Source organism: Alkalihalobacillus sp. FSL W8-0930 (assembly GCA_037965595.1).
GTDB lineage: Bacteria > Bacillota > Bacilli > Bacillales > Bacillaceae_D > Alkalicoccobacillus.
On record CP150183.1, the window covers coordinates 2,516,821 to 2,529,622 of the forward strand.

The following is a 12,802-nucleotide window of genomic DNA, read 5'->3' on the forward strand; positions in this document are numbered from 1 at the left end:
TTAAGGAATCTTAAACTTCGGATGAATTCACTCTTAATTATTGCTATAATAGAGGGCAGTGTGCATAGGAATGAAAAAGGCTCAACTGATAGAAATGAGGACAAATCATGAATTATAAAGAATCAGTGAAAACAAGACGTACGTTTGCCATCATCTCTCACCCCGATGCCGGGAAAACCACGTTAACAGAGAAACTACTGTTATTTGGTGGAGCCATCAGAGAAGCTGGTACCGTAAAAGGTCGCAAAAACAGCAAGCATGCAGTCAGTGACTGGATGGAAATTGAGAAACAACGTGGGATCTCGGTAACGAGTTCCGTTCTTGAGTTTGAGTATGACGGCTATAACGTCAATATATTAGATACACCTGGTCACCAGGACTTTAGTGAAGATACCTACCGGACGCTGACAGCTGCCGATTCAGCAACCATGTTAATCGATGCCGCCAAAGGGGTAGAGGCACAAACGAAGAAGCTTTTTAAAGTGTGCCGGATGCGTGGTATTCCAATCTTTACATTTATGAACAAACTGGATCGCCAAGGACGTGATCCATTTGAATTAATGGAAGAGCTTGAGGATTTACTTGGCATTCGTTCCTATCCAATGGGCTGGCCCATTGGTATGGGTCAATCGTTCTCTGGTGTATACGATCGTCATGAAAAGAAATTAGAATTATATAACCCTAAGAACCCAAAAGACATCGATGTGATTCAATTAACAGGACCAGATGATCCTAAATTGGATGAGGCGATTAACGATGAGCAGCTCGTTGCCCAATTCCGTGAAGAGATTGAGCTTTTAGATGTTGCAGGTGATGAATATGATGCCGAGCTTATTGCTAAAGGCGAGCTTACGCCGATGTTCTTTGGAAGTGCTGTATCAAGCTTTGGTGTACAAACGTATCTTGAACATATGCTAACTCTTGCACCTAGTCCGGTGCCGCGTGAAAGCTCAAAAGGAATAATTGATCCACTTGAGCATGAGAAGTTCTCTGGATTTATTTTTAAGATCCAAGCAAATATGAACCCTGCTCACCGTGACCGTATTGCCTTCTTACGTATCACTTCCGGTAAGTTTGAACGGGGTATGACTGTCAAACATGTACGAATCGGGAAAAATATGAAGTTGGCCCAACCTACACAATTACTCGCTCAATCAAGGAGTATTGTACAAGAGGCATACGCAGGAGATATTCTCGGGTTGTTTGATCCAGGTAACCTACGTATTGGAGATACACTTGTTGAAGGGGATTCCTTTGAATTTGCAGAGATGCCACACTTCTCTCCTGAACACTTTAGTGCCATTTCAGTTAAAGAAGCGCTTAAGCATAAATCCTTTGAAAAAGGAATTCATCAATTAACTGAAGAAGGTGCCATCCAGCTGTTTAAAACATATAATCGCTTTGCAGAACAACAAATTGTTGGTGTAGTTGGTGTACTTCAGTTTGAAGTATTAGAACAACGACTAAAAAGCGAATACCATGTGGACATTCAACTAGATCGCCTACCGTATACCTTTGCTCGTTGGGTTGTTGGACCAACTGAAGCGTTTGAGAAATTTAAGAAAGCCCAGAAAAATTTAGTGACGGACCGTGATTCTAGAATTGTTGCGTTATTTGAAAATGAATTCCAAATGCGTACAGCACAGGAGAAGTACCCTGAACTGTCCTTCCATGAAAATTCTTTCTTTAAAACAGAAGAATAAGTTAAAAACCTAAAGCGCCTGGCTCCAGCCGGGTCGCTTTAGGTTTTTTCGTTTGTCGACAGGATTCTACTTATGCTGCACCCTTCATCATGTACAATGTAAGAAAAAGGAGGAATCAATATGTCGACTTTTTTAAAACACATTCATCACGTACAATTAGCTGCACCTATTGGAGCTGAGGACGAAGCCAGGGCGTTTTATACAAAAGTCCTTGGGTTCACGGAAGTTGAGAAGCCCGCTGACATGAAGAAAAACGGTGGATGCTGGTTTGAGCAAGGCGATATTTCCTTACATATTGGAATTGAAACACCATTTGTTCCAGCGGATAAAGCTCATCCTGCGTTCTATACGGATGACCTTGAAGCCGTTTCCCGGCACCTAGACTCGCTAGGCGTTAAAGTGGAATATGATACCCGTTACCCTGGCTACACGCGTTTTTATGTGTACGACCCTTTCCAAAATCGAATTGAAATCCTGCAAAAAACGTAACTATCTAAACCTATTTCTTTTATGAACATGTTCTTCCTGGTGTCGTATTCCTTCTTCGATTGTAACTGATGCCGTAAACTGTAACTGTTCTTCTGCTTTTTTGGGAGAGAGTGAGGACCTGGTGTGAGACTCTTTTAGTAGTTCCTCGCAAGCTCCAAGTAATTTAGCTCCAATAAACCATTGATTACGTTTGCCAGAGGTTAAATGGTAAATGCTCGAACGATCTCTCTTTATTGCAGCCTGAACAAATCCTTTTGCGACATCTGTTACATAAAGAGCATCTAATGTAGATCGATCTTTATAGATTTCTTGCTCATGGTTTAGTAATTGAGCAAATGTCATGTCCTTACGCTGCCATGGTCCAAACACCGTTGGTAACCGCAGAATGGAATATCTTAGCTGATGAGCTTCCGTTTCCTTTGCAATACTTTGCTCGAGTTCGTATTTGATTAGTCCATACGGTGAAATGGGTTGTGGCGGTGTTTCTTCTGTAATCAGACCTGGAACGTCCCCATATATCTCAACAGTTGATGGAAAGATGAGCATCGCGTCCTTTTTCATCGCTTGACTAATCGCTTGGATCCACTTGGTCGCTTGTTGTACGGTTTGATTTTTCAGCTGCCATTTACTTTCAAGTGAAACAGGTGATGCCATATGAAAAACGGTATCCGCCTCTGAAATCATCGTATACAGGCGGCTGTCAGTATCATCCAAATCCCCTAGCATCCATTCAAAGGATGCATTACGCCCCATATACATTAACTTCTCATCAAGTTCTGGGTATTCGCGCGGATCTTGTTTTTCAATACACACCACCTCCACACCCTTCTCTAAAAGCTCCTGACAAAGGTGGTATCCAATAAAGCCTAAACCTCCAAGAACAACAGCCTTTTGCACATACATTCTCCTTTCAATAGCTTTGACCCTCTCTGTTAAACAAAGAGGGTCACAATATCCGTTCGTGCTTTTGAAAAAACTGAACAGTTGGCTCACTAATCGAATCAAAACGCCTCGTTGAGCTAAAAAGCTTTAATTGCACGGATTGTCTGTGCTTTAATAACTCACCCTCGAGTCTTCTTGAATGGTTTGGTAGTGGGTAGCGTCTTTCATTGACTTGATGAATCAATAAGACAGGTGGCCACACTTTATGAAAAGGTGGGTTTGATATATGTCGTACCCACTGGTGATTGATTCGTTCAGACTTCACACCATACGCTTGAGATAATTCATGCTTTAATTTTTTATAGTACAGCTTATTTTGATATTCAAATTCATAATAAGCTTCTAAATAAATACAAGGATTAAAAAACAGCATCGACCGAATCGCCGTTCGACCACGAGAAACTAACTTAAGAGCCGTAATTGCTCCTGTTCCTTCAGCTAAAAGATGAATGTGTTTGTTTAAGATTTCCGTTTTAAGCAGATGCTGAATTAGCTGTTCACAATACGTACATGCAGCTTCATTCCCCCACATCTTTGGATCTAAATCCGAAGTAAAGACGGTATATCCACTAGCAAGTAACGAATCAAGAAACTGCCTTTTCTCAGGGTGGTTCTCCCATATACAACTAGCTTCCTCTACGGTTCCAACCTGACCGCTTAACAAAAAAACAGCAAAGCCATTTGGCTGTTCAGGCAGAAATTTTACATTCCACTTACCTTTCCACTTAAAATATCGTACGTCAACCATCGTGCATTCTCCTAATCATGACACTTATTGCTTGGTTAGCGTATGCATCCATGTACCATAATGGACCACCTATCTTAGAATTTAGGACAGCTCTGCTCCTTTTTTCTCTTATCTATCCATTATGCGTAAACTCTCTTCATTAGAATTTGTCCACAAAAAAAACCCTCATAAAAGGGTGATCCTTTTACGAGGGTTACACAAGAGGTTATGGTTTACGTTTGTACGTCCATTTACGATCCTGGTTTGTTAAGTCTGGAAAAGAGTCTCCAGCTTTTAACTTAACAGATTGTGGTGCATTAACAGTACTACCTGTTTCACCAATTTCAACATAAATTCCATTATTGGGTGCTTTTTGCCCCGCAATAAATTGACGACTTTGTCCCAAAAGAATCCCCTCCTATGGGTTAGTATGTCCGTTTGAATCTAGATTGCATGAAGAAGGTTTAACCAATTAAGGCAGCTAGAATCGCTTGCTGTGCATGAAGGCGATTTTCAGCTTGATCATAAACAAAGGAATGCTTGCCATCAATTACTTCTGCCGTTACTTCTTCCCCGCGGTGGGCAGGAAGACAGTGCAGGAACATGTAATCCTCTTTCGCAGATGTTAGAAGCTCTTCATTTACTTGGTACTTAGCAAGTGATTGCTCTCTGGTTGTTTGTTCTGCTTCAAAGCCCATGCTAGCCCAAACATCCGTATAAATGACATCGGCTTCCTTTGCTGCTGCAGCAGGATCATTTGTTTCTTCAATGATTGCACCTGTCTGCTTGGCAATTTCACGCACTTTTGCAACAATGTCCTGATCTACCTTGTGTTCATCCGGAGTAGCCACCACAACATGCATGCCCATTTTTGCTCCTGCCACAAGAAGGGAATGAGCGACATTGTTTCCATCCCCAAAGTAAGCAAGCTTAAGCCCGGCAAGTGTTTCTTTGTGCTCTTGAATTGTAAGAAGATCTGCCAGAGCCTGGCATGGATGATAAGCGTCTGTTAGCGCATTAATGACTGGGACTGTCGCATAGTGTGCAAATTCTTCAACAAGCTCATGCGAGTTGGTACGAATCATAATCGCGTCCAGATAACGTGATAACACTTGTGCCGTATCCCGCACTGGTTCACCACGACCTATTTGCAGGTCTCTCGGACTTAAGAATAATGCGTGACCTCCCATTTGTGTGAGGCCCACCTCAAATGAAACACGAGTGCGAGTAGATGCATTCTCAAAAATCATGCCTAGTGATTTATCTGCGAGAACCCCTTTTTTTGTCTCGGGGTTCTCTTTATAGGACTTAGCCGATTGAAGCAACTGCTTGATTTCATCTGGAGTGTAATCAAACAGTGTTAGAAAATCACGGCCTGTTAACGTGTGAGTTGGTACTTCAGTAGTCTGTGACATGTTTTCTCCTTCTCCCATTATGAAACGGGAATTTGATCGTTTTGCATCCATTCCTGGAGCGAGAATAGCGTATTTGATGTCGCTGTGCGTCCTTGAAGCATAACATCTAACGTATTTAGCTCTGTAATGACAGTTAGACGTTTTCCAAGAGCCGCAATCCGCTGTTCTTTTCCTTCTTTAAAACCAGGTTTCGGAAGACTGATCAGGGCAATCGCCTCTTTTTGAGTAAGCCATTGATCAAATTCGTTACGCACAATGGTGAAACCGTGCTGTTCTAAAAGCTGCTGATAGGATTGGAACTGTTCTTCATAGTCCGAATGAATATCAACATAGACCAACCCTTTTGACTGATACAAGGCTGGCTTTTGGCCTTGGGCCCAAGCAAATGCTTTTTTGAAAGCCTCAGGGAGTGATGTGCTAATACTAATTAATTCACCTGTTGATTTCATCTCGGCTTCAAGTAATGGATCAAGTCCAGAAAGCTTAAGGTATGAGAATACAGGTGCTTTTACGGTATAGAACGATTGCTCAGGTGCAAACCCAGGTGTTAAACCTAGATCATTAATACTTGATCCAAGAAGTAGCTGAATGGTTCCATCAATCAGCCCAACACCAGTGACCTTACTAAAGATTGGAACCGTTCTTGAAGCACGCGGATTAATTTCAATGACGTACAACTGTCCTTGGTATAAGACAAATTGAATATTAAAGATCCCTTTAAAATCCATTCCATTTGCAATTTGTTTCGTATAAGCCAAGATCGTTTCTTTCACTTCATCCGATAATGAAAATGGTGGTGTCACAGCCATACTGTCTCCTGAATGGACACCTGCTTTTTCAACATGTTCAAAGATCCCTGCAATGTAGACATCCGTTCCGTCTGTTAACACATCGACTTCAAGCTCTTTCCCAGGATAGTATGCATCCAATAGTAAAGGATAAAGAACAGTTTCTTCTTTATTTAAATAAGCCTCAAGCTCTTCCTGCGTTGTACAAATAAGCATTCCCTGTCCGCCAATCACATAGGACGGACGAATTAATAAAGGATAGCCAAGCGTTTTAGCACGCGTAAGAGCGTCCTCTTTCGAATCAGCTGTCTCACCTGGAATATGTGGAACGTGAACGTCATTCATAAAGCTGTAAAAACGGCCACGGTCTTCAAGCATATCAATTGTATCAAAACTTGTTCCATACACGTGCACACCTGCGTCTTCTAGCCCTTCTAAAAGAGAAATAGCCGTTTGACCACCAAGCTGAATGATGACACCTTCAACGTTTTCATGCTCTGCAACTGCAAGCACATCTTCAACCGTTAGTGGCTCAAAGTATAGACGATCTGCCGTGACATAATCTGTACTCACTGTTTCAGGGTTGTTGTTCATAATAATCGTTTCGTACCCTAGCTTCCGAAGGCTATACGCACCATGAACGGAACAATAGTCAAATTCAATTCCTTGCCCAATCCGAATGGGTCCAGAACCGAGAATTAAAATTTTCTTGTTGGAGGAAGGAATCGCTTCATTCTCTCCGTCCCAGCTTGAATAATAATAAGCGGTTGATGCAGCAAATTCACCTGCACATGTGTCTACCATCTTATAAGAAGGCTGTAGCTCGTAAGTTTTACGGAGCTCTCTCACTTCTGATTCTGTGACATGCCAGCTATCAGCCAAATGAGGATCCGTAAAGCCTAGCTTTTTATATTGAAGGAGCGCCTCTTTTGAAACGTTGTTTAATGAAGTCTCATTGATTTCATTCTCTGCTTTCACCAGACGGGCATACGCTTGAAGGAAATACGTATTAATACCTGTTTCACGAGCCATCTCCTCAACCGTTACTCCCTGTCTAAGAAGTTCAAGCATAGAGAAGAATCTGCGGTCGTCCGCTTGCTTCACAACCTCCCAATGCTGTTCTGCAGTCCAGTTGGCTAACGCGTCAAGAGAAAGTCCTGACGTTTTTAACTCAAGAGAGCGAATGGCTTTTTGTAAAGCCGCTTCTAAATGACGTTCAATCGCCATGACTTCGCCAGTCGCCTTCATTTGAGTGCCTAACAAACGATTCGCTTGTGTGAACTTATCAAACGGCCAACGTGGGAATTTAACGACTACATAATCCAGTGCTGGCTCAAAGCTCGCATACGTATGACCTGTTACTGGATTCTTCAGTTCATGAAGCAAATAACCAATACTTAGTTTTGCAGCCATTCTAGCAATTGGATAACCTGTTGCCTTTGAAGCAAGAGCAGAAGAACGGCTCACCCGTGGGTTTACTTCAATCAAATAGTACTGCTTACTATTTGGATCAAGTGCGAATTGAATATTACATCCACCAACAATTCCTAATGCGCGAATGATTTTAACCGATACAGAGCGAAGCATTTGATATTCAACATCCGTAAGCGTCTGCGAAGGGGCAACAACAATCGAGTCTCCTGTGTGAACCCCAACAGGATCGATGTTCTCCATGTTACACACAGTAATACAAGTGTCATTTGCATCACGCATCACTTCATATTCAATTTCCTTAAATCCTGCAATACTTTTTTCAATTAAGCACTGATTGATTGGGCTTAGATCAAGTCCACCCTCAACAATTTGAGCAAGAGCGTGCGAGTCTTTAGCAATTCCTCCACCAGCACCACCTAATGTATAGGCTGGTCTAACAATGATTGGATAACCAACCTTCTCAGCAAAAGCTAAAGCTTCTTCAGCTGTTGTCACAATCTCACTTTCAGGTACGGGTTCGTTTAATTCATTCATTAGTGAGCGGAAAAGATCCCGGTCCTCTCCCTTTTTAATTGAATCAATCGGCGTACCTAATAGTTCAACATTGTTTGCTGCAAGAATCCCTGAATCATGAAGCTCAAGTGCTAAGTTTAATCCTGTTTGACCTCCAAGCGTAGCAAGTAAGCCATCTGGTTTTTCCTTTTTTATAATCGCTTCAATACTTTCAATCGTCAGTGGTTCAAAATAAACAACATCCGCACATGCATCATCTGTCATAACGGTTGCTGGATTGTTATTTGCAAGGATTACTTTAATGCCTTCTTCTCTTAGCGCCATACACGCTTGTGTGCCGGCATAATCAAATTCCGCAGCCTGCCCGATAACGATTGGGCCAGAACCTATGACTAATACCGACTGCAGATCGCCTTTCTTATACATACAAGCTTTCTCTCCCTTGACTCATCATCTCTTTAAATACATTAAATAATGTTGCACTGTCGCTTGGTCCCGGATGCGCTTCTGGATGGAATTGCACCGATAACACTGGTAAAGATTTATGTTCAAGTCCCTCAATAGACCCATCATTCACATTAAAGAATCGTGCTTGAAGCTCTGTTTGTGTAAGCGAAGCCTCATTTACCACATAGCTATGGTTTTGAGAAGTCATGTATACTTTATTGGTTTTCTGGTCAATGACTGGCTGATTGGCGCCTCTATGTCCAAAGTTTAGTTTTTCTGTATTTCCACCAAAAGCTAATGCTAACAGCTGATGACCTAAACAAATACCAAGTGTCGGATAATGTTCAGCCATTTTACGAATGGTAGGAATGTAGGACTGCAATTGCTTTGGATTGCCAGGTCCATTTGAAAGTAAAATACCATCCGGCTTTAATGCGTCAATCGCCTCAAAGGATGTGTGATATGGAACAACTGTCACTTGGTTGCCACTGGCTACAAGCTCGTCAACAATGGACGTTTTGTATCCAAAATCAACAAGAACGACATGTCGTTCTCCCTCACCAAATGTTTGCTTTTCTTTGACTGCTACCGTCGATACAACATCCTGCTCTCCAAGTGGCAGCGATGCATTGAAATCAACCGTTTCAGGATTTGTTGTAAGAACCGCTCTCATATCTCCGTTTTTACGGATTCGCTTTACAATTGCTCGTGTGTCCACTCCCGTTAGATAAGGAATTTTTGCTTGGGTAAGACAATCTGACAAAGGTTGATTGACCTCATAGTGATGTCCTGTTTCATTTAGTTCACTAATAAGTAAGGCCTCAGCTTGCGGTTTAAGACTTTCAAAGTCAGATTGATTAATCCCGTAGTTACCGATTAACGGATACGTAAACACGACCATTTGCCCTTTAAAGGAAGGATCACTTAATACTTCCTGATAGCCAGTCATCCCTGTAAAAAAGACGATCTCTGCGTGGACATCTTTACCTTCTTCTGCTCCAAATAATTGGCCGCTAAATGTTTCCCCTGTTTCAAGTACGACGTAGCCTTTCATGACACCCTCCTCGGAACCTGTATATTTAATCTATTTTTTGTGTAAATATTCAAAGATAACCGCACTAAACGGTTGTTGTTTGATTTGTAACGACCTCTGCAAGAATGGATGCTGCTTGCTTTAGTTCTTCGTCTGTTGCAACAAGTGGCGGTAACAAGCGAATCACGTTTGGTCCAGCCGGTAAAACCAACAGCCCTTTTTCTCTAGCTTTTGTAATATACTCCGCTACTGGCGCGTAGCACTCTATTCCAGCAATTAATCCTAATCCACGAACTTCTTTGACAATTGGTGATCCGTTCAGAGCTTCGTTCAAATAGTTTTCAAAAGCTTTCCCTTTTTTCACTACTTCTTTTAAGAAAGACTCATCAAAGATTTCTGTGAGTACCGCGTTCACAACAGCCATTGCAAGTGGATTTCCTCCAAATGTTGAACCGTGACTCCCTGGCTGAAACGCTGGTTTTAAGTGAGCTTTACCAATTAACGCACCGACTGGAAAACCATTTCCAAGTCCTTTCGCAACAGTAATGATATCAGGTGAAAGATTAAAATGCTCATAACCGAATGCTTTTCCTGTTCGTCCGATACCCGTTTGCACTTCATCTACTATGAGAAGAAGAGAATGTTCCTTACATAAGGCTTGAAGGTTTTCTGCAAAATCTGCGTCCATTACTCTGACGCCACCTTCACCTTGAACAACCTCAATCATCACAGCTGCTGTTTCATCCGTCATCAAACGCTTCACAGACTCTAGATCATTTAAATCAGCATAGCTAAAGCTTTCTAGCATCGTGCCATATCCTTCATGGATTTTCGCCTGTCCGGTTGCAGCCATGCTTCCTAACGTACGACCGTGGAACGAATTCTTTAAGCTGATAATGTGTTGTTTACCTGTATGTTTACGAGCTAGCTTAATGGCTGCTTCGTTAGCCTCTGTTCCACTGTTACAGAAAAACACATAGTCTCCACTACTCTTCTCCGTAAGAACTGAAGCTGCTTGTTCCTGACCGTCTATCTCAAATAAATTTGAGACATGCCATAACTGCTCCGCTTGCGTTTTTAATGCATCAACAACATTTGGATGGCAGTGACCAAGATTACAAACAGCAATACCGCCAATGAAGTCCAGATATTCTTTGTTATTAGTATCAACTAATGTCGTACCCTTGCCTGACTTAACATGGACGTCCCATCTTTGATAGGTTGGAAATAATGAACTCATGTGATCCCTTCTCTCTATTTATTAGGAAACAGATGGTGCAGTCTGCTTGACGATTTTTGTTCCTGATAATCCACTTCCAGCTGAAAAGACTGCATTCTTTCCGTTTACGATTCGCACAAATGGAAGAGATCCTTTTAAACTATGCAGGGCTGCACGAACTTTAGGAATCATTCCTCCATAAATCACTCCACTTTGAATGAACTGTTGAACTTCCTCTTCTGTGACTGTCGCAAGCGCCGTACCGTCTTTTAAGATGCCATCTACATCCGTTACAAAGATCAATTCATTGGCTCCTAGAGCTTCTGCAATGGCTCCAGCTGCTGTGTCTGCATTCACATTAAAATGTGTGCCATCCGCATCTACCCCGATTGGAGCAATAACCGGAATTAACTGTTGATCAATTAACGTGTGAATCAGCTCTGCGTTCACTTGTATCGGCTCACCTACATATCCTAGCTTCTCAACATTTACTGGTTTGACCATTAACAGATTGGCATCACACCCAGCTAATCCGATCGCCAGGCCCTCACCTTCTTGTGTTCGTTTCACTAGTTGTTTGTTCACTCGCCCACATAGGACCATTTCTACTGTATCCAACACAACTGAGGTTGTTTTTCTAAGTCCATCTACAAATTCACTCTCAATCGAAAGCTGGTCAAGCATCTGATTAATATCAGGCCCTCCACCATGAACAAGTACGGGGTGTTTGCCTTCTTGTTTAAGCTTTGTAATGCTTTGGAAGAAGTCATCCGATAATTGCTCTAACGTACTTCCGCCACATTTTATAACGACAATTCCAGACATTGATTGCACCTCCTTATTTATGTGCGATATCCTGCATTTATTCGAACATAATCATAGGTTAAATCGCAGCCCCATGCTTTTCCGAATCCTTCTCCAACATGTAAATGAACGTTAATGACCACCGTATCCTCATCTGTCATATAAGCGGTTGCTTGTTCCTCAGAGAAAACAAGTGGCTGACTTTGTAAGAGTGTCATCGTGCTTCCAATTGCGATATCAATCGTTTCAGGGTTAATTTTGCATTCACTGTAACCAATCGCACAAATGATTCTTCCCCAGTTCGCATCCTTACCAAATACAGCTGATTTTACAAGGTCTGAACCGACAATTTGCTTTGCTACCTTACCAGCTTCCTCATCATTTAATGCACCATTTACTTGAACCTCGATCAGCTTAGTCGCTCCTTCACCGTCACGTGCAATTTGCTTAGAAAGTGATTCACATGCAAGCTTTAGCGCTTCGTAAAAGGAAGCCCATTGCGGATGATCTGGTGAGAGTGAATTGTTACCAGCAAGTCCTGATGCCATCACAACCGCCATATCATTTGTCGATGTATCTCCATCAACTGTAATACGGTTAAATGTCTGGTTGGTAATACTGGATAATGCTTTTTGTAGTTCGTCAGACTCAATCACAGCATCTGTTGTAACGAAGGAAAGCATCGTTGCCATATTTGGATGAATCATACCAGATCCTTTTGCAACACCACCAATGGAAATCGTTTGACCATCTATCTCTGTTTGAAAGCAGGTTTGTTTTGTTGTTGTATCCGTTGTTAGAATCGCTTCATTAAATGTTTGTGCCGCGCCTTCAATCGATGTAGGCTTTAATTGTTTAATTCCGTCCGTAACTTTTTCAATCGGTAAATACTCACCAATCACACCCGTGGAAGTAACAGCTACCAAATGCTCTGGAATGTTAAATTGCTGTGCTGATACCTGTCGCATCGTGTAAGCATCTTTTAGTCCACGTTCTCCCGTACATGCATTTGCATTCCCACTATTAACAACTAATGCCTGAATCTTATTTTCTACCGCAATCGATTCCTGTGTTACTTTAAGCGGTGCCGCTTGAATTTGATTTAATGTGTAGACTGCCGCAACGCTCGCTGGCACTTCACATAAAATCGCTCCAAGATCTTTGCGTTTACGCTTTAATCCGGCATGAATGCCTGCTGCCAAAAAGCCCTTTGGTGTTAAAATAGACCCTGATTCTATCTGTTTTACTTGATCTGTTTGTTTGGTTACACTCATCTTTCTACTCCCCT

General features: G+C 41.9%; 11 protein-coding genes. 2 read left to right on the forward strand and 9 right to left on the reverse strand.

The annotated features are described in order from the left end of the window. Positions 1 to 107: 107 nt before the first annotated feature. On the forward strand, positions 108 to 1,703 hold the full coding sequence (locus NSQ54_13465) for a peptide chain release factor 3 (protein ID WYP25322.1): 1,596 nt from the start codon (positions 108 to 110) through the stop codon (positions 1,701 to 1,703). Between the two features lie 120 nt (positions 1,704 to 1,823). Continuing rightward, positions 1,824 to 2,192 (forward strand): VOC family protein, encoded by a 369-nt coding sequence (locus NSQ54_13470; protein ID WYP25323.1) that lies wholly within the window; start codon positions 1,824 to 1,826, stop codon positions 2,190 to 2,192. Here NSQ54_13470 and NSQ54_13475 read toward each other — a convergent pair whose 3' ends face one another. From NSQ54_13475 to argJ, 9 genes are all read right to left on the reverse strand, one after another. Next, on the reverse strand, positions 2,193 to 3,089 hold the full coding sequence (locus tag NSQ54_13475; GenBank protein WYP25324.1) for an NAD(P)-dependent oxidoreductase: 897 nt from the start codon (positions 3,087 to 3,089) through the stop codon (positions 2,193 to 2,195). It lies immediately after the preceding gene. Between the two features lie 49 nt (positions 3,090 to 3,138). After that, complete coding sequence (locus NSQ54_13480; GenBank protein ID WYP25325.1) at positions 3,139 to 3,882, reverse strand: hypothetical protein; 744 nt, start codon at positions 3,880 to 3,882, stop codon at positions 3,139 to 3,141. Between the two features lie 205 nt (positions 3,883 to 4,087). Then, positions 4,088 to 4,273: a YjzC family protein gene (locus tag NSQ54_13485; protein WYP28562.1), complete on the reverse strand. Its 186-nt coding sequence runs from the start codon at positions 4,271 to 4,273 to the stop codon at positions 4,088 to 4,090. 52 nt (positions 4,274 to 4,325) lie between these two features. After that, positions 4,326 to 5,276, reverse strand: coding sequence for an ornithine carbamoyltransferase (gene argF, locus NSQ54_13490; GenBank protein ID WYP25326.1), 951 nt, complete (start codon positions 5,274 to 5,276; stop codon positions 4,326 to 4,328). A 17-nt stretch (positions 5,277 to 5,293) separates the two neighbouring features. Continuing rightward, complete coding sequence (locus tag NSQ54_13495; GenBank protein ID WYP25327.1) at positions 5,294 to 8,437, reverse strand: carbamoyl phosphate synthase large subunit; 3,144 nt, start codon at positions 8,435 to 8,437, stop codon at positions 5,294 to 5,296. Next, complete coding sequence (locus NSQ54_13500; GenBank protein WYP25328.1) at positions 8,430 to 9,512, reverse strand: carbamoyl phosphate synthase small subunit; 1,083 nt, start codon at positions 9,510 to 9,512, stop codon at positions 8,430 to 8,432. Before NSQ54_13500 ends, NSQ54_13495 begins: the two co-directional genes overlap by 8 nt. A gap of 64 nt (positions 9,513 to 9,576) precedes the next feature. After that, positions 9,577 to 10,731, reverse strand: coding sequence for an acetylornithine transaminase (locus NSQ54_13505; protein WYP25329.1), 1,155 nt, complete (start codon positions 10,729 to 10,731; stop codon positions 9,577 to 9,579). 21 nt (positions 10,732 to 10,752) lie between these two features. Then, a complete protein-coding gene (gene argB / locus NSQ54_13510; protein WYP25330.1) occupies positions 10,753 to 11,535 on the reverse strand; it encodes an acetylglutamate kinase in 783 nt (260 codons plus the stop codon). Between the two features lie 17 nt (positions 11,536 to 11,552). Then, a complete protein-coding gene (gene argJ / locus NSQ54_13515) occupies positions 11,553 to 12,788 on the reverse strand; it encodes a bifunctional glutamate N-acetyltransferase/amino-acid acetyltransferase ArgJ (protein WYP25331.1) in 1,236 nt (411 codons plus the stop codon). Positions 12,789 to 12,802: the final 14 nt, after the last annotated feature.